This window comes from Hymenobacter norwichensis DSM 15439 (assembly GCF_000420705.1).
GTDB classification, from domain to species: Bacteria; Bacteroidota; Bacteroidia; order Cytophagales; family Hymenobacteraceae; genus Hymenobacter; species Hymenobacter norwichensis.
Genome location: NZ_ATVL01000008.1, coordinates 62,764 through 79,942, shown reverse-complemented (window position 1 = coordinate 79,942; position 17,179 = coordinate 62,764). Strand labels below are relative to the sequence as shown.

Here is a 17,179-nt window from a genome sequence, read left to right as displayed (position 1 = left end):
GGTTGGGGCAGCGCTGAATTGAGAATACAATACAAAGCTACCCGCCGGGTATCCGCTATTTCTACAGATTTCAAACCGATGATTACACTTTTCAAACGGCCCGCCGGAAGGCAAGGGGCGTGCTGCCGGTGTGCTTCTTGAAAAAGTTGTTGAAGTACGAGGCATACTCGAAGCCCAGCCCGTAGCCAATGGCGGCCACATCCCAATCGGTGTGGTGCAGCAGGGCCTTGGCTTCTCCTACCACGCGCTCCGCAATGTGGGCCGTAGTGGACTTGCCGGTTATTTCCTTCACCGCCCGGTTCAGGTGGTTGACGTGAATGGACAAGCGGTTGGCGAAGTCCTGGGCGGTTTTCAGGGGCAGGACCTGCTCGGGGCTTTCCACCGGAAACAGCCGCTCCAGCAACTCCAGAAACAGCGCCGTGATGCGCGCGGCGGCGTTCTGGTGCTTCACGAAGTTCTCGGCCGGCTGCATGCGCAACGCCTCATGAATGACCAGTTGAATATAAGTGCGAATCAGGTCGTGCCGAAACAGGTAATCGGTGCTTTGCTCGGCCAGCATCTTCCGGAAAACGCCACTGATGTAGGCGGCTTGCTCGTCGGTGAGCATGAAAATGGGGGTGCCCCCAATCTTGAACAGCGGCGACTGTTGCAGGCTCTCGGAACGGTCGGTGGCCTTCACAAACTCCTCGGTAAACAGGCAGGCGTAGCCGGAATGCGGCTCGCCATGATGCTCAAACGAGTACGGAATGTGGGGGTTGGTGAAAAGCAAATAGGTGCCGTCCAGCTCAATAACCTTGTCGGCGTAGTAGATGGTGCACTGGCCTACCAGCAAACTCACCTTGTAAAAGTCGCGCCGGCGGTACACCAGCGCCGGGCCCACCGGCGCGCCCACTTCGTACACCTTGAAGCCCGTCAGCTTCAGGTCGTTCACGTTAGAGTCGGCACAGGGGTCTACGTAGGTGGTATTCATCAGCGGGCAAGGAAGTAGGAAGGGAGGGAACACAAGGTATAAGACCAGCCGGCACAACCGACGGCAAAGTGGCCCGCTTCAATCGTTGAAATGGCATCTGCCACAGCAACCCGCGAGCGGCTTTCCTTACGGTTCTGCCGGCTGGTCTTACGAGAACCCGTAGGTTACCCTTGCAGCTGCTTGATTATCCCGCGCTCCATATTGGCGTGGTTAGCCAGGAACTCGGCGTGCTGTTCTTCGGTGCGCTTAGTACCAAGGCTGGCCAGGTGCTCGCGCAACTTGTCGGCGGGCATATCGGCGCCGTAGGAGGGGGTGCCGGGCTGCTGCCGCCACGACTCGTGCAGGCTGCCGTCGTCTACGGCGTCGAAGCCGAGTTCTTCCACCAGGGCCATTACTTTTTGCTTGGCGGCGGCATCATCACTGGCCACGGGCAAGGCAATACGGCCAGGGGTACCAGCGGGCTTCCCGTTCTTTTCCAGGTGCTCGGCGTGAATGTTGTTGAACACCTTCACCACCGGGCGGCCTAAGTGCTGCTGCACCCATTCGCTTTCGGTTAGGTCGCCGGTTTCCAGCTCCGGCATCTGGCCGTCGCGCAGCAGCGGGTAGTAGTTGCTGGTATCGATGATGGGCACCTCGGGAGCCACGCCGTCGAACAGGTCGTTGGGCAGGTCGGGAATGTTTTTCAGCGGAATGGTCACCACGATGATGTCGGTGCCGCGCTGGGCCGCCTCCTGGACCGTAACAGGCGTAGCGCCGGTTTTCTGGGCCACGTCTTTCAGGGTTTCGGGGCCGCGGGAGTTGGCAATGTATACCGAATGGCCAAGGCTGGTGAGTTGCACGGCCAACGCGCTGCCGATGTTGCCAGCACCAATGATTCCAATGTTCATCTTAGAAGTATATTAAAGCGTTTTTGCAGCTATTTCAGGTTGCTGCATAGGCCTAAACAGCTTAAACGCAGAATTGCTTTTTGCAGTCGGTACGCCCCTGAAACCGCCAACAGAGCACTATGCTGGCTCGGCGGGTTGCAGCTGCTTTTCGCGCAGCTTGTATTCTTCTAAATCCAGAATGGTGAGGTACTTGCGAATCACCTCCTCATCGAATTCCATGTGATGGTTCATTTCGTGCAGCAGGGAGCGCTGCCTCTCAAGCAGCTCCAAATAATGCTGGTGGAAATGGTGCAGCGTGCTTTCCGAGGCACTGGCCGGGCCATCTAGCTCGTGAGTGAAAAACGCCGTATCGAGCTGGAGGCGGGCTTGTAGGTTTTGCAGGTAGTCGTTGGGCGAGCTGCCGGGGCCGGCCGCCGACTCCACGTAGCGCAACGCTTGTAGTGCCAGCTTTTTCTGAAGAATCAGCTCCTGGCGCTCCTCCGGAATGGATTGGTGCCGGTTTTCCGGGTTCACCTTCCGAATCAGCCAGGGCAGCGTGAGGCCCTGGAAAACCAGCGTCACGAGGATAACCACGAAGGTGATGAACAGAATCAGGTTGCGGTACGGAAACGGCTGCCCCTGCGGCGTAAGCAGCGGAATAGACAGCGCCGCCGCCAACGACACCACCCCGCGCATCCCCGCCCAGCCCAGAATAAGTGGCCCGCGCCAGCCTGGATTGGCGTCGGCCACGGTGATGAAGCGGCTGGCAAACATGGTAAACAGCACCGCCCCAAACGAGCACAGCAGCCGCGCCACCACTAGCGTAAACGAGATAAGCAGCCCGTAGCCAATGGCTTGGCGCAAGCCCACGCCGCCAAGTTGCTGGGTGATAGTGGGCAGTTCCAGCCCGATGAGCAAAAACACCAGCCCGTTCAGCACGAAACTCAGCACCGACCACACATCCACACTCTCGATGCGGCTGCGGTAGGTGAGCATGGTGTTGCGCTTGCTGGAAAGCAGTAGCCCGCCGCTTACCACCGCCAGCACCCCCGAGTAGTGGAAATGCTCGGCGGCGTAGTACAGGCAGTAGGGCGTGAGCAGGGTAAGCACCGTGTCGATGCTGGGCGTAGTGGGCAGCCAGCGGTGAATGGCGTAGAATACCAGCCCCAGCCCTACGCCAATGGCGGTACCCAACACGATAACCAAAAAAAAGCTGCCTACTGCCTCGCTGAACACAAACTGCCCGGTGAGTACCGCCGCCAGCGCAAACCGAAACACAATCAGCGACGACGCATCATTGAGCAGACTTTCGCCTTCAATAATGCTCACCATCATGCGCGGCACTTTCACTTGCCGCATGATGGTGGTGGCCGAAATGGCATCGGGCGGCGACACGATGCCGCCCAGCAGAAACCCCAGCGCCAGCGTGAAGCCCGGAATCAGGGCGTGCGACACCACCGCCACGATGCACGAGGTGATAATGACCACCGGAAACGCGAAGCTGGCAATGACGCGCCGCCACTTCCAAAACTGCTTCCACGACACCTGCCACGCCGCCTCGTACAGCAGCGGCGGTAAAAACACCAGAAACACAATTTCCGGGTCGAGCTGGATGTTGTCGAACAGCCGCGTGAAGCTGAGGGCCAGCCCGCCCAGCACCAGCACAATAGGGTAGGCCAGGCGCAACCGGCTGGCCATCATCACCAACGCCAGCACAATCAAGACCAGAAAGACGAACTCAAAGAACAAGTTTTGCATAAGACTACGCCGGCAGTGAAACAACGAAAGCCCGCTACTGAGCTTGCGCAAGGTACTTTTGCAACTCGGGCTTCCAACTCACGGAGCTATAGTAGCTGACCCAGATTAAACGATAGACGCAGCCAGCCAGTAGAGCTGTAGCGTAGCAGTGCGAGTCGATGCGCTACGGCCACTGGCTGCCTGTGTTTTAGCGATTTATCATCTTCTGCTGCGCAGGGGCGTACCGGTCGCCTTGCACGGTAATCTGCGCGGCAGCTTGCTCCAGCTCCTGTAGCGTGTCAGCTGAAAGCTCCAGGCTGGCGGCGGCCAGGTTTTCCTCTAGGCGGTGCAGCTTGGTGGTGCCGGGGATGGGGGCAATCCAGGGTTTCTGAGCCAGCAGCCAAGCCAGCGCCACCTGCGCCGGGGTGGCGTTTTTCTCTTGCGCAATGCGGCCTAGCAGGTTTACTAAGGCCTGGTTGGCTTTGCGTGCTTCGGGAGCGAAGCGCGGCACGGTGTTGCGGAAATCCGACTTGTCGAACTCGGTATGCTCGTCGATTTCGCCGGTCAGGAAGCCTTTACCCAGCGGGCTGAACGGCACGAAACCGATACCCAACTCTTCGAGCGTCGGTATAATTTCCTGCTCCGGCTCGCGCCACCACAACGAATACTCGCTCTGCAAGGCCGCTACGGGCTGCACGGCGTGGGCCCGGCGAATAACGTCTACCCCCGCCTCCGACAGGCCGAAGTGCTTCACCTTGCCCGCTTGAATCAAGTCTTTCACCACGCCCGCCACGTCCTCAATCGGCACGTTGGGGTCTACGCGGTGCTGGTAATACAGGTCGATGTAGTCGGTGCGCAGCCGCTTCAGCGAGGCCTCCACCGCTGCTTTAATGTGCTCGGGGCGGCTGTCGAGGCCGCCGCGGTTCTGGCCCGTTGCCAGGTCAATATCAAAGCCGAACTTGGTGGCAATAGTTACTTGCCCGCGGAATGGGGCCAGTGCTTCGCCTACCAACTCCTCATTAGTGAACGGGCCGTACACCTCGGCCGTGTCGAAGAAGGTGACGCCCCGCTCCACTGCCTTTTGAATCAGTTGAATCATTTCCTGCTTGTCGGCGGCCGGGCCCAGGCCGAAGCTCATGCCCATGCAGCCCAGCCCCAAAGCCGATACTTCGAGGCCACTGGTACCTAATGCGCGTTTTTCCATGTTGTGGTCCGTAATTACTTGAAGGTGAATGTTAACTGAGTACGGCAGCGGCCGGCTAATCGTGGATTTTATAGCCGGCCAGTTGCTGTACTATAGCCGGGTCGCGGTGGTCGAAGAAGGCGCTGGTTTTGGTGTCCAATGTGGTAATGGCCGCCATGTCCTCGGTGTTCAGCTCGAAGTCGAAGACGTTGAAATTCTCCACGATACGCTCCTGGCGCACCGATTTTGGGATGGCCACCACGCCGCGCTGCAACAGCCAGCGCAGTACCACCTGGGCAATGCTCTTGTGGTATTTCGCGCCTAGCTGGCCAAGCAGCTCGTTCTTGAACAAATCGTTGCGGCCCTCGGCAAACGGCCCCCACGATTCAATCTGTACCTTATGCTCGGCCATGAACTGCTGCTCAGCGGTTTGCTGATGAAAAGGGTGGGTTTCCACTTGGTTTACGGCGGGCACCACCTGATTGTGCAGGATCAGGTCGAGGAGCCGGTCGGGGAGGAAGTTGCTGACGCCAATGGCCTTAATCCGGCCGGCTTGGTGCAGCTCTTCCATAGCCCGCCAAGCCCCGTACACGTCGCCGAAAGGCTGGTGAATGAGGTACAAATCCAGGTAGTCCAGCGCCAATTTTTTCAACGACTTTTCAAATGCCTGCTTGGCGCCCTCGTAGCTGGCATCTTGCACCCATAGCTTGGTGGTAATGAACAACTCCTCACGGGGCACGCCGCTGCGCTTGATAGCCTTGCCCACGGCTTCTTCGTTGCCGTAGGCGGCGGCTGTATCAACCAAGCGGTAGCCGGCTTGAAGGGCTTCGTACACGCTGTTCTCACACTCAGCGGCGTCGGTTACTTGGTACACGCCAAATCCCAGCAAGGGCATTTCAACGCCATTATTCAACTTGGTAGTTAGCATAGTAGTAGTGTGGTTAAATGAAAGTGCAGCCAGTCCGTTTGGTGGCAACAGGCTGGCGTTTGCTGATGGTATCTGCCTACGCAACAGGCTCTATAGAGCTGAAAGCAAGCAAACGCAGCGGCCTCACAAAGGTCTGCGTGCTATCTGCCGCCACAAAGCACGAATCAAACCAATACTTACACAATTCAAACAGTGGTCCGGTCTCATCCAAGGCCGCTTGCGCTACCTGTTGCGGCTCGTGCACTTCAGAGTGCCGCCCCGCGTAGCGCAGCTACTGCCCGGTTCTTCGCCCGCGGCCATCCAACGCAAAAACCTTAGTTTTTAAACGCGCTGGCGGGCTGCTGACCATTTTAGGGTGGGTGATTGACCGATTTTTGCCCTTCGGCGCGCTGGCTATTCCTCTACTTTTACTGAACCGTAGTTTCCGGCTATTCCCACGTTTTCTGCCGCTTTATGTTCAAACCGTTGCTCGCCCTTACTGCTGCTCTTACCCTTGGCTACAGCCGGGTTTCGGCCCAAACCAGCAAGCAAGACCAACTGCTCTACGGCGTGGCCTACTACGATGAGTACTCGCCCTACGAGCGGCTCGACAAGGATATTGCCATGATGAAGGCGGCCGGCATCAACGTGGTGCGCATTGCCGAATCGACGTGGAGCACGTTGGAGCCGCAGGAGGGAGTATTTGACTATTCACACATCGACCGGGTGCTGGATGCCATGCACAAGGCGGGCATTCGCGTTATCATCGGGACGCCCACCTACGCCGTGCCCACGTGGCTGGTGCGCAAGTGCCCGGCGGTGCTGGCCATCACCAACCGGGGCCCGAACCAGTACGGCCCACGCCAGAACATGGACATCAGCAACCCCGACTACCGCCGCCATTCCGAGCTGGTGATTCGGGCGCTGCTGGGGCACGTGAAGAACCACCCGGCCATCATTGGCTATCAGGTAGACAACGAAACCAAGGCCTACGGTACGGCCGGGCCGGCGGTGCAGAAGTTGTTTGTGGAGCACATGAAGCGCAAGTTTCCGTCGCTGGACGCGCTGAACAAGGCCTACGGGCTCGATTACTGGAGCAACCGCATCAACACCTGGGAAGACTTTCCGTCGGTGGTGGGCACAATCAACGCCAGCCTGGGCAGCGAGTTCAGTGCGTTTCAGCGCCAGCTCGTTACCGATTTTCTGGCTTGGCAGGCAGCGCTGGTGCGCGAGTACAAGAAGCCCAACCAGTTCATCACCCAAAACTTCGATTTGGGCTGGCGCGGCCATTCCTACGGCATTCAGCCCGACGTAGACCACTTTGCCGCCGCCAAAGTGCTGGACGTGGCCGGCATCGACATCTACCATCCCAGCCAGGACCAGCTCACGGGCACCGAAATTGCCCTCGGCGGCGACCTGACCCGCGGCATGAAGGGCGGGCAGAACTACTTCGTGCTGGAAACCGAGGCTCAGGGCTTTCCGCAGTGGGTGCCGTACCCGGGGCAGCTGCGCCAGCAGGCGTTCAGTCACTTGGCTTCGGGCGCCAACATGGTGGAGTACTGGCATTGGAGCTCCATCCACAACTCGGCCGAAACCTACTGGAAGGGTTTGCTCAGCCACGACTTGCAACCCAATCCCACCTACGAGGAGGCCAAAACCATCGGGCGCGACTTTCAGCGGCTGAGTCCGAGCTTGCTCAACCTGAAAAAGACCAACAAAGTCGCTATTCTCTTCAGCAACCAAGCCCTGACGGCCGAAGGCTGGTTTAGCAGCGGCCTGGACTACAACCAAGTGCTGCGCCCGTTCTACGACGCCCTCTACCGCCAAAACGTGGGCTGTGACTTGGTAGACCCCAGCAGCCCCAACCTGGAGCAATATTCGCTCATCATTGTGCCCATGCTGTATGCCGCGCCCACCAGCCTGCTGGAGCGCCTAAACCAGTTCGTGCAAAAGGGCGGGCACCTATTGTGTACCTACCGCAGCGGCTTCTCCGACGAGAACGTGCAGGTGCGTACCACCGTGCAGCCGGGCGTGCTGAGCGCGGCTTGCGGCGTGACGTATAGCCAGTTCACCGTACCCGACCACGTAGGCTTGCAAGGCGACACCTACCAGGCCGGGCGCAACGACAACCAAGTAACCACCTGGATGGAGCTGCTCACGCCCACCACGGCCAAGGTGCTTGCCCGCTACGACCACCCCGTATGGGGCCAGTACGCGGCCATCACTGAAAATCAGTACGGCAAAGGGCTGGCTACCTACGTGGGCTGCCACACCTCTGATGGCGTGGTGGAAAAACTGGTAACCAACACCGTGCGCAAAGCCGGCCTGTGGGGCGCCGACCAGGAGCTGCGGTTTCCGTTCATCACCCGCTCGGGCATCAACCAGCGCCGAAAAGCGGTGCATTATTACTTCAACTATTCGGGCACGCCGGGCACGGTGCGCTACCCCCACGGGGCCGGCAAGGAGCTGCTGGCCGGCACCGCCGTCAGCCAGGGGCAGCAGTTGCAGCTGGCGGCCTGGGGCGTGCAGATTGTAGAAGAGAAATAGCCGCACAGCTTCATTGTCACCCTGATTAACCCTCTCCATTCCTCCAATTTCCACCCCGCGCATCATGAAAATTACCTGGTTGACTACGCTGAGTTGCGTGTTGTTGCCGCTGGCTGTAGCGGCCCAAAAGGCGGGCCCGCCGCCCATTCGTCAACATGTGCCGCTGGATTCCATCGGGCTGAGTGACCCGTTTATTCTGGCCGACGCGAAAACGCACAAGTACTACATGACCGGCACGGGCGGGCTGCTGTGGAAGAGCACCAACCTGAAAACCTGGGAAGGCCCGTATTCAGTAGCCAAGCCCGACCCCACTTCCTGGATGGGCCCCAAACCCATGATTTGGGCCGCCGAAATCCACTCGGTTAAGGGCAAATACTACTATTTCGCCACTTTCACCAACTCGGCTATCAAGGTAGATACCGTGGCTGGCACGCCCCTGGAGCGCCGGGCCAGCCACGTGCTGGTAAGCAACCAACCCGACGGCCCGTACGTGCCCATGCAGGACGCCACCTACCTGCCGGCCAACAAGCTGACCCTGGACGGTACCTATTGGGTGGACAGGGACGGCAAGCCCTACCTGGTGTACTGCCACGAGTGGCTGCAAAACATGGATGGGACCATCGAGAAGATAGAGCTGAAGCCCGACCTGACCGGCACCATTGGCACCGGCAAAATCTTGTTCCGTGCCAGTGCCGCGCCTTGGAGCCGCGAAAATCCCCGCAACAGCCCGCCCCGACCCAACAAAGTAACCGACGGCCCCTGGCTGTTCCGCACCGGCACCGGCCGGCTGGGCATGCTCTGGACCAGCTGGGTGTATGACAACTACACGCAAGGCGTGGCCTATTCCACCAGCGGCACCCTCGATGGCCCCTGGATACAGGAGAAAGACCCGATTACCCCGTCCAACTACGGGCACGGCATGCTGTTTCGCACGTTTGAGGGCAAGCTGCTCATGTCGGTACACAGCCACAAAGACATCAACGGCAAATACCGCCGCATCCCGCACTTGTTTGAGGTGGATGTAACGGGCAATAAGCTGGTGCTGGGCAAGCCGTACCGGCCCTAGCAGCTTACGGCCAGCCTTAAACGCTGAATGGATATCTAAAATGATATAGCACGTCATGCAGAGCGTAGCGAAGCATCTCGCGTGCTGAGGTTGTGGTAGTAATCCTGACGTCAGCACGCGAGATGCTTCGCTACGCTCTGCATGACGTGCTATTTTAAACAGAAAGTTCTCTACTGTCTATGTGCGTTAAGGCAGGAGCGGCGTGCTAGGGCTAAGCTGGGGTGAATGTCGTTTTCAAGTAACCATACCCTTTTTGCAAACCAATTGTGCTGCTCGGGCGTATTCCGGCTCCTTACTAAGCCTTCTAAACTACATGCCGGCCGAGGCTTTCCCTCAGTTTCATGCCCCTGCGGGGACCATTATCGGATGGTCCGATGGCGCCGTGCTGCGAGCCAGCGGCATCCGGTACGCCCGTGCCGCCCGGTTTCAGTTTCCGGTAGCGGAACCGGCCGCAGCAGCTCCCATCTATGCTACCACGCCTGCTCCGGCGTGTCCGCAGGCTGCTGATCCGCAACTGGCGCAAGCCTTCGGCGACTTCCATACGGGGGCCACTTTCGATGAGGACTGCTTGCGGCTTTCCATCACGCTTCCCGCCGACCGACAGCCGGGCGAGGCGTTGCCCGTCATCGTGTGGGTGCACGGCGGCTCCTACGTGAGCGGGGCCGGCGACCTGCCCCTCTACGACCCGGCCACGCTGGTGCAGGAGCAGCGCGTGGTGTTCGTAGCCGTTACGTACCGGCTCGGGCTATTGGGTTTTATGGGTGGCGAAGGTGGCCCGCCGCCCAACCTGGGGTTGCTGGATCTGTTGGAAGCGTTGCGCTGGGTGCAACGGAATATTCGAGCATTTGCGGGCAACCCTGACCTGGTAACGCTGCTGGGGCATTCCTCCGGGGCCGATGCCTTGGCGCACCTCATGGTGGCGGAAGGGGCAGCCGGCCTGTTCCGGCGCGTTATTCTGCACAGCGCCCCATTGGGCCTTGCCCGCAACCGCCACGCCATGACCCGGGCCATGGTAGCGGCCGCCGGCGCGTTTCCCGCCGCCGCTACCATTAATGAAGTGCTGGTGCGGGAAAGCGCCGTGTACAAAGCTGTGCGGCGGTTTGGGTTGAAAAGCGGGATGCCGTTTGGCACGCAGTACGGCGCCTATCCGTTGCCAGCCGAAGCCGAGCTTGACCGAGCGTGGGCGGCCGTGGCATCTAGGGTGGACGTATTGATTGGCGCTACCGCCGAGGAAACGCGTTTTTTCGCAGTCATCGACCCAACGTTTCGGTGGGTGGGGCGGGTGCCCGTGGTGGGGGAGTTGCTGCTGCGCCTGTTGGTGAGGATTACCTCCGGGCTGATTTACTTGAAGCCCGCCCTGGCCTTTGCCCGGCGGCATGCCCGCGCCGGAGGCCGCGCGTATCACTTTCTGATGCAGTTTCAGCCCGTTGGTCGTACCCTAGGCGCGGCGCACACCCTCGATTTGCCGCTGCTGCTGGGCACCCAGGCCGGGTGGCAGGCAACGCCGCTGCTAAGTGAGGTAAAGTGGGCGGCCATCCACGAAGCCGGTCGGCCAGTGCGGCAGTTGTGGATGGATTTTGCGCGTACCGGCGAACTGCCCGCGCCAATAGTTCTGCCGGGAGTGTTGCGCCTAAAGCAGCTCTAGGGCGTTGTTCTGCACGGCAGCCGTTAATAAGAGTGATGCCGAATAGGGAAGCCAGCGGCGCGTTGTTCAAGTGAAATAGAATGCGCAATTTGAGCGGTTACTCTCCTGTTTCGCCGATGCAGCCGCTTCCCATCCTGCCCACTGCCCACCTGTTTCCGGTGCTCGACCAGCATTTGCTGACGTTGCTGCGCGCTCTAGAACCCGCCGATTGGCTGAAACCAACTGTCGCTCCGCAATGGCGCGTGCACGACGTGGCCCTGCATCTACTCGATGGCTCGTTGCGCACCCTGTCCATGCTGCGCGATGGGCATTTTGGCAGTGGTGGTCCGGCCAGTCCGGCCCACGAGGATGTGGTGCAGTACCTCAACCAACTCAACGCCGACTGGGTACGGGCCGGTCAGCGGCTGAGCCCGCAATTGGTTACCTGGCTGCTGGAAGTTATTGGGCCGGCCTACAACACCTATATGGCGTCGTTGCCGATGCTGCAACCGGCCATGTTTTCAGTGGGTTGGGCCGGGGAAGAGCAGTCGTTGAACTGGTTCCACGTAGCCCGCGACTACACCGAGAAGTGGCATCACCAGCAACAGATTCGGCAGGCAGTAGGGCAGGAGGAGCCGTTGCTGACGCCGGAGCTGTATTATCCGTTTCTGGCTACCTGCGTGCGGGCCCTGCCACACCATTACCGGAATGTCCCGGCCGCATCCGGCACTACATTGCAGTTCACCGTAACCGGCGTGGGCGGCGGTACCTGGTTTTTGCAACGGCAGCCCACCCGCTGGGAGTTAGGCACCGACTACAACGGACTAGTAACGGCCACCATCACCGTTGATGGGAACGTGGCTTGGCGGCTCTTCACCAAAAGCCTGCCCCGCGCCGAAGCCCCGCACCACATAGCCACCACGGGCGACCCCCAATTGACGGACTCAATTTTCAGCCTAATCACCGTAATGGCCTAAGATTGGTGCGTGGTACCTAAGCCGTTCTATATAGTATAGAGGAACGGCTTAGGCACTACGCACTAATAACTATTCTTCCAAGGCTTCAAATACGGCTTCCATTTCCAAGAAGTCGCGCAGGCCGGGCTTGATTTCGTTGCCGCCTTCCAGGACGAGGCCGGCTGGCTGAACGGTAGCTAGTAGCGTAGGTAGCGTGTCGGGCGAAAAGTTGCCACTGAGCCAGAGTGGCGCCGCCGTGGCACCGGCGTCTTCGGCGGCAGTAAGCAGGGCGTAGCCGGCCGGAAACGCGGTGGCGGGCACAGCGTGCGCACTTTCTTCGGCATCAAAAGCTACCAGCGGCGACACTTCCAGCAGCGCCGGTACGGCCAGCGGCGGTACGGCGGGCCACGCGGCAAAGTCGCGCAAGAGCACCCGCGTCAGGTTGCACTCCTCAATCAGGCGGTTGATTTCCGAAGCAGGCAGCGTACTTCCAAACTCCCCAATGATTTCCACGCCCGACACCCAGCCCGCTAGTTCCTTCACAGTTGCTGCATCAACGGCACCAGGCAGGGCCGGGTCGAGGGTGAAAATCAGGCCATCGGCGCCCATGCCGGCGCAATAACGGGCATCGGAGAGGTTGTTGATACCGCGCACCAGCACGGAGGTAAGCAAAGCCATATGTAGTCGAAATTGAGGGCGGCAGCACCAGAAACAGGCGGCCTGTCAGAGCGCAAAAGTAAGGATTCCGACGTAGCCGAGGCCTTGTTGTTTCATTCTGCGGCCATTTCGGAAACCAAAGCAAGCTCCAGGAAACCTATAGCTGCACGGCAGGTGTTATCTTTGCCACGCGGCCGCGGACCTTGACTCCACGGGCGCTTTTCTTTATGACGCAATTTGCATCTTCCACGCCGCCTGTTACCAAGGGCCGCGTCCTCGTCGCCATGAGCGGCGGTATTGATTCATCGGTAGCGGCCGTGCTCTTGCACGAGCAAGGCTACGAAGTGGTCGGAATGACCATGAAAACTTGGGATTACGCCTCGGCGGGCGGGTCTAAAAAAGAAACCGGCTGCTGCTCGCTCGACAGCATCAACGATGCCCGCCAGATTGCCGTGGACCTCGGCTTTCCGCACTACATTATTGATATTCGCGACGAGTTCGGTGACTTCGTAATCTCCAACTTCACCGACGAATACTTGGCTGGCCGCACACCTAATCCGTGCGTGCTCTGCAATACCCACATCAAATGGGACGCCTTGCTGCGCCGGGCCGACCAGTTGGGTTGCGAGTTCATTGCCACCGGACACTACGCCAACGTGCGCCTGGAAAACGGCCGTTACGTGGTCAGTAAAGGCCTCGATGAAAACAAAGACCAAAGCTATGCGCTCTGGGGCGTGAGCCAGGAGAGCCTGAGCCGTACGCTGTTTCCGCTGGGCCACATGCGCAAAACCGAAATCTACGACGAGGCGCGCCGCCGCGGCTTCACGGAACTTGTAAACAAGCCCGAGAGCTACGAAATCTGCTTCATTCCCGACAACGACTACCGCGGTTTCCTGCGGCGCCGGGTACCGGGCCTGGAAGCGCGAGTAGCGGGCGGCCGGTTTGTGCTGCGCGACGGTACATTTGTGGGCAACCACGAGGGCTACCCGTTCTACACCATTGGCCAGCGCAAAGGCCTGGGCGTGGCGCTGGGCTTCCCGGTGTACGTAACCGAAATCCGGCCTGATACCAACGAAGTGGTACTGGGCAATTTCGACGATTTGGCCAGCAGCCGGACCACGGTAGGGCAGTTGAACATGGGTAAATTTGCGTCGTTGGAAGGGCGCGGGTTGGTGCCGAGTGTCACCAAAATCCGCTATAATCACGACGGCGCCCCGGCGTTTCTGGAGCAGATTGGCGACAAAATCCATATCTACTTCGAGGAGCCGGTGCACGCCGTTACGCCCGGCCAAGCCGCCGTATTCTACGACGGGCAAGACGTGCTGGGCGGCGGCTGGATTGAGCGGCATACGATTGGCGAAACTCCCGTATCTTCGGCCGTTACTGCCACGCTATAATCCTAGTTTTATGTTGCGCTATCTTCTTAATGAAAGTTGGATTTCGTTGTCGCGCCGGTTCGCGGCGGCCGGGCTTTTGGCACTGGCTGTAGCCGGGTGCAAAAACGAGTCGGTGAAAGTGGAACCCGCCGATACCAACTACTACCCGTTGGCCGTGGGCGACTACCGCATCTACAACGTGGTGGATACCATCTGGACGCGCAACGTAAAGACCTACAACCGCTTTCAGTTTCGGGAGCAGGTAGCGGAGCAGTACACCGATAACGCGGGCCGCGAAGCCTTCCGCATCATCCGTTCCCGCCGCGCCACCGCCACCGACGTTTGGCGCGCCGATAGTGTGCTGGTAGTGAGCACGGCTGCTACTAACGTGCTGGAAACGCGCAACAACAACCCGCGGGTAGAGCTGATTTTTCCGGTTCGTGAAGGCTACTGGAACGCCAATGCTTTCAATAACATGAACGGCATCAAAGACGAAAACTTGCATTATACCCGCGTGGGTGAGCCGTTTACTGTCACCTCGGGTACTGTCAGTAGCACATATCCAAAAACCATCACCACATCCACACCCGATGGCTTAGAGGAAACCGAATATGTGAATGCCTTCTACTACCTGCGGGTGCGGCAGGTGTATGCGCAGGGAGAAGGACCCGTATATCGGAGCCGCCGCCGCTTTATTTACTGTGAGCCTGGCATCAACTGCGTTCCTTCGCCTAGCGTCATTTTCAGTGGTATAGCACATACCGAAACCCTGATAGAAAAAGGACGCTAGACGCTATTCACTAGTGGTTCATAAATTGAAAAACCGCCATCTGAAATTTCAGGTGGCGGTTTTTTTAATGAAGTAGCCGAAACTTGCGTCGTGCGTTTGTTAAGTGATGTCAACCCGGATTTAGTGCAAAATACGTACCTTCCAGCACGTCATTCATTGGGATACTTCTATGCGCTTTTCAATTCTACTTGCACTTACCGGCTTGATGGCGGCCACTAGCTTGGGCACTGCTTCGGCGCAAGGGGGCTCCGGCGTTACCACGGCGGCTACTGTGCGCAAGCACCTGGTGTACTTTCGCGACAAAGCGGGCTCGCCTTTCACTGTCAGCCAGCCCCAGCAGTTTCTGTCGGCGCGGGCTATTGCGCGCCGCACCCGCCAGAACATTGCCGTACAGCCCCGCGACTTGCCCGTGAACCCCAGCTACATAACCCAGGTGAAGGCCGTGCCCGGCGCTACGGTGTGGTACTCGTCGCGCTGGTTTAATGCGGTGGTGGTTGAGTGTGATTCCAGCACCTTGACGGCGGTGCAGGCGCTGCCGTTCGTGCGCACTGCCCAAACCGTGAACCGGCCTGCCCAGGTGGCAGGGCCTAGTAAGTACGAGGAAATACTCGATAATAATACTCAGCAGCGTACCCAGGCTAACCCGGTGTACGGCCAGGCCTACGAGCAAGCCCGCATGATTGGGGCTGTAGCCATGCACAATGCCGGCTTTCGGGGCGAAGGCATGCAGATTGCCGTGTTTGATGATGGCTTTCCGGGGGTAAATACCACTGCGCCGTTTGCATCGTTACGCACCGAAGGGCGCATTGCCGATACCTATAATTTCGTGCAGCGCCTGCCCGACGTGTACCGGATTGCCAGCCACGGCACCCAAACGCTGTCTACCATGGCCGCCAACGAGACCGGCGTATTTGTCGGCACGGCCCCCAAGGCCACCTACCGGCTGTATCTGACCGAGCAGTCTTTCACGGAAAACCCGATTGAAGAAGTGAACTGGCTGCTGGCCGCCGAACGGGCCGACTCGGCCGGGGTGGACGTCATCAGCTCGTCGTTGGGATATCTGGACTTTGTGGTGCCCTACGGCAACTATACCTACGCCGATTTGAACGGCCGCACGGCCATTTCCACGCGGGCCGCCACCATTGCCTCCCGCGTAGGCATGGTAGTGGTGAACTCCATAGGCAATGATGGTCGATTTACGGGCCCGAGCTTGCTGGCACCGTCTGATGCCGATTCTATTCTGACGGTGGGCGCCGTAGACTCGCTGCGCAATTACGCGAGCTTCAGCTCGAAGGGCCCTAGTGCCGATAACCGCATCAAGCCTAACCTGGCCACGCAGGGGGCACAGGCGGCCGTGGTAACAATGAGCGGGCAGGTGGTGCGTGGCTCCGGAACGTCGTTTTCGTGTCCGATACTGGCCGGGATGGTAGCCGGTTTCTGGCAGGCTAACCCCACGCTCACGGCTCAGCAGGTTATCAGCTACTTGCAGCGCTCCGGCTCGCAGTACACCACCCCCGACAATCTGCTGGGCTATGGCGTCCCCAATTTTGTGCTGGCTTACAATCTGGCTAACCCCAGTACGCCGTTGTCTACGGCAGGGCCAGTTAGCAGCGCCAAGCAGCTGGTAGTGTACCCTAATCCGCTGGACGGCAATGAACTTAACCTGCAACTGACGCCCGCTTTGCGGGCACAACCGTTGCATATTCGCTTCTATGATGCTCGCGGAACGCTGGTGCTGGAGCAGCGCCTAGCTGCTACCACGGCCGCCGAAGTTCAACTGCCCACCAACACGCTTACCCAGGGCATTTATACCTGCGCCGTGCAGGCTGGCACCAAGGTGCAGCGCAGCGTACGGTTTGTGAAGCTGTAGCGAGTGATGGTTGTATTGCTGATTTTTGATTGTCAGGGCAGCCTTGTCTGTCAATCATCAACTATCAGCAAATAACAACCATTACTTATTTGTCAATAATATTAGCAAGAAAAGCGAAAGAAGTTAGTATCTTGTTCCAGAATTCAACGAGGTGAATTCTTTTCTTCTTTAACGCGGGTTATATAATCCAAAACAACAGTAGCATGCTACAAATGATGATTTCGAAGCGCCTGGGGCGTCGCCAGTTTCACTTCACTGTTCAGGGGGCAAACCTTCACGAGGTAGTTACCGAGTATGAGCGGTTGAGCTTTCCGGATGTAGCCAAGTGCGGCATCTGCGGTTCCGATAACCTCGACCTGACAGCCCGCGTGGCCCAGGATAAATTCAAATACACCTCGCTCCGCTGCCTGGATTGCCGCTCCGACGTAACGTTCGGCAAGCGCCAGGAAGACGACCAAACTTATTTCCTGCGCAAAACCGAAGATGGCAAGCTCGACTGGAAAGCCTGGAACAAAGACGAAGCCACCAAGTAACCTTTCGCCCAACATAAAATAAGCTCAGACAAGCCCCGGCTAGCGTTAGGCATCGGTTTTCCGACGCCCTGCTAGCTGGGGCTTATGCGTTGCTAGC

14 protein-coding genes are annotated in these 17,179 nt (G+C 58.9%); 8 read left to right on the top strand and 6 right to left on the bottom strand.

The features are described from left to right. Positions 1-91: 91 nt before the first annotated feature. From G536_RS0111360 to G536_RS0111340, 5 genes are all read right to left on the bottom strand, one after another. Positions 92-970, bottom strand: coding sequence for a helix-turn-helix domain-containing protein (locus G536_RS0111360; RefSeq protein ID WP_022823718.1), 879 nt, complete (start codon positions 968-970; stop codon positions 92-94). Between the two features lie 164 nt (positions 971-1,134). Continuing rightward, positions 1,135-1,857 carry an NADPH-dependent F420 reductase gene (locus G536_RS27500; RefSeq protein WP_022823717.1) on the bottom strand — a complete coding sequence of 241 codons (723 nt, stop codon included), beginning with the start codon at positions 1,855-1,857 and terminating at the stop codon, positions 1,135-1,137. Between the two features lie 117 nt (positions 1,858-1,974). After that, on the bottom strand, positions 1,975-3,594 hold the full coding sequence (locus G536_RS0111350; protein ID WP_022823716.1) for a Na+/H+ antiporter: 1,620 nt from the start codon (positions 3,592-3,594) through the stop codon (positions 1,975-1,977). Between the two features lie 187 nt (positions 3,595-3,781). Continuing rightward, positions 3,782-4,777 (bottom strand): aldo/keto reductase, encoded by a 996-nt coding sequence (locus tag G536_RS0111345; protein WP_022823715.1) that lies wholly within the window; start codon positions 4,775-4,777, stop codon positions 3,782-3,784. 55 nt (positions 4,778-4,832) lie between these two features. Continuing rightward, complete coding sequence (locus G536_RS0111340; RefSeq protein ID WP_022823714.1) at positions 4,833-5,684, bottom strand: aldo/keto reductase; 852 nt, start codon at positions 5,682-5,684, stop codon at positions 4,833-4,835. A gap of 453 nt (positions 5,685-6,137) precedes the next feature. Here G536_RS0111340 and G536_RS0111335 point away from each other — a divergent pair, with 453 nt between their 5' ends. The 4 genes from G536_RS0111335 to G536_RS0111320 all read left to right on the top strand — a co-directional run bounded on the left by G536_RS0111335 (position 6,138) and on the right by G536_RS0111320 (position 11,877). Next, positions 6,138-8,210: a beta-galactosidase gene (locus tag G536_RS0111335; RefSeq protein ID WP_022823713.1), complete on the top strand. Its 2,073-nt coding sequence runs from the start codon at positions 6,138-6,140 to the stop codon at positions 8,208-8,210. 64 nt (positions 8,211-8,274) lie between these two features. Beyond that, positions 8,275-9,276 (top strand): glycoside hydrolase family 43 protein, encoded by a 1,002-nt coding sequence (locus G536_RS0111330; protein WP_022823712.1) that lies wholly within the window; start codon positions 8,275-8,277, stop codon positions 9,274-9,276. 313 nt (positions 9,277-9,589) lie between these two features. Beyond that, positions 9,590-10,921 carry a carboxylesterase family protein gene (locus tag G536_RS0111325; RefSeq protein WP_022823711.1) on the top strand — a complete coding sequence of 444 codons (1,332 nt, stop codon included), beginning with the start codon at positions 9,590-9,592 and terminating at the stop codon, positions 10,919-10,921. Between the two features lie 116 nt (positions 10,922-11,037). Then, positions 11,038-11,877 (top strand): maleylpyruvate isomerase N-terminal domain-containing protein, encoded by an 840-nt coding sequence (locus G536_RS0111320; protein ID WP_022823710.1) that lies wholly within the window; start codon positions 11,038-11,040, stop codon positions 11,875-11,877. Positions 11,878-11,946: 69 nt separating this feature from the next. Here G536_RS0111320 and G536_RS0111315 read toward each other — a convergent pair whose 3' ends face one another. After that, entirely contained in the window at positions 11,947-12,534 is a 588-nt protein-coding gene (locus G536_RS0111315; protein ID WP_022823709.1) for a hypothetical protein, read from the bottom strand. Positions 12,535-12,740: 206 nt separating this feature from the next. Between G536_RS0111315 and mnmA the strand changes: the two genes are divergently transcribed. The 4 genes from mnmA (at position 12,741) to G536_RS0111295 (ending at position 17,082) form a co-directional block, all read left to right on the top strand. Then, positions 12,741-13,910: a tRNA 2-thiouridine(34) synthase MnmA gene (mnmA, locus tag G536_RS0111310; protein WP_071837712.1), complete on the top strand. Its 1,170-nt coding sequence runs from the start codon at positions 12,741-12,743 to the stop codon at positions 13,908-13,910. A 10-nt stretch (positions 13,911-13,920) separates the two neighbouring features. Beyond that, positions 13,921-14,679 (top strand): hypothetical protein, encoded by a 759-nt coding sequence (locus G536_RS0111305; protein ID WP_022823707.1) that lies wholly within the window; start codon positions 13,921-13,923, stop codon positions 14,677-14,679. Positions 14,680-14,848: 169 nt separating this feature from the next. Continuing rightward, complete coding sequence (locus G536_RS27495) at positions 14,849-16,549, top strand: S8 family serine peptidase (RefSeq protein ID WP_071837711.1); 1,701 nt, start codon at positions 14,849-14,851, stop codon at positions 16,547-16,549. Positions 16,550-16,761: 212 nt separating this feature from the next. Further along, entirely contained in the window at positions 16,762-17,082 is a 321-nt protein-coding gene (locus tag G536_RS0111295) for a hypothetical protein (RefSeq protein WP_022823705.1), read from the top strand. Positions 17,083-17,179 lie beyond the last annotated feature (97 nt).

Excerpts from the sequence above, each read along its gene's own strand:
- G536_RS0111360 (WP_022823718.1), bottom strand. The coding sequence starts at position 970 with ATGAATACCACCTACGTAGACCCCTGTGCCGACTCTAACGTGAACGAC.
- G536_RS0111305 (WP_022823707.1), top strand. The coding sequence starts at position 13,921 with ATGTTGCGCTATCTTCTTAATGAAAGTTGGATTTCGTTGTCGCGCCGG.
- G536_RS0111315 (WP_022823709.1), bottom strand. The coding sequence starts at position 12,534 with ATGGCTTTGCTTACCTCCGTGCTGGTGCGCGGTATCAACAACCTCTCC.
- G536_RS0111340 (WP_022823714.1), bottom strand. The coding sequence starts at position 5,684 with ATGCTAACTACCAAGTTGAATAATGGCGTTGAAATGCCCTTGCTGGGA.
- G536_RS0111320 (WP_022823710.1), top strand. The coding sequence starts at position 11,038 with ATGCAGCCGCTTCCCATCCTGCCCACTGCCCACCTGTTTCCGGTGCTC.
- G536_RS0111295 (WP_022823705.1), top strand. The coding sequence starts at position 16,762 with ATGATGATTTCGAAGCGCCTGGGGCGTCGCCAGTTTCACTTCACTGTT.
- G536_RS0111330 (WP_022823712.1), top strand. The coding sequence starts at position 8,275 with ATGAAAATTACCTGGTTGACTACGCTGAGTTGCGTGTTGTTGCCGCTG.
- mnmA (WP_071837712.1), top strand. The coding sequence starts at position 12,741 with ATGACGCAATTTGCATCTTCCACGCCGCCTGTTACCAAGGGCCGCGTC.
- G536_RS27500 (WP_022823717.1), bottom strand. The coding sequence starts at position 1,857 with ATGAACATTGGAATCATTGGTGCTGGCAACATCGGCAGCGCGTTGGCC.
- G536_RS0111345 (WP_022823715.1), bottom strand. The coding sequence starts at position 4,777 with ATGGAAAAACGCGCATTAGGTACCAGTGGCCTCGAAGTATCGGCTTTG.
- G536_RS0111335 (WP_022823713.1), top strand. The coding sequence starts at position 6,138 with ATGTTCAAACCGTTGCTCGCCCTTACTGCTGCTCTTACCCTTGGCTAC.
- G536_RS0111325 (WP_022823711.1), top strand. The coding sequence starts at position 9,590 with ATGCCGGCCGAGGCTTTCCCTCAGTTTCATGCCCCTGCGGGGACCATT.
- G536_RS0111350 (WP_022823716.1), bottom strand. The coding sequence starts at position 3,594 with ATGCAAAACTTGTTCTTTGAGTTCGTCTTTCTGGTCTTGATTGTGCTG.
- G536_RS27495 (WP_071837711.1), top strand. The coding sequence starts at position 14,849 with ATGCGCTTTTCAATTCTACTTGCACTTACCGGCTTGATGGCGGCCACT.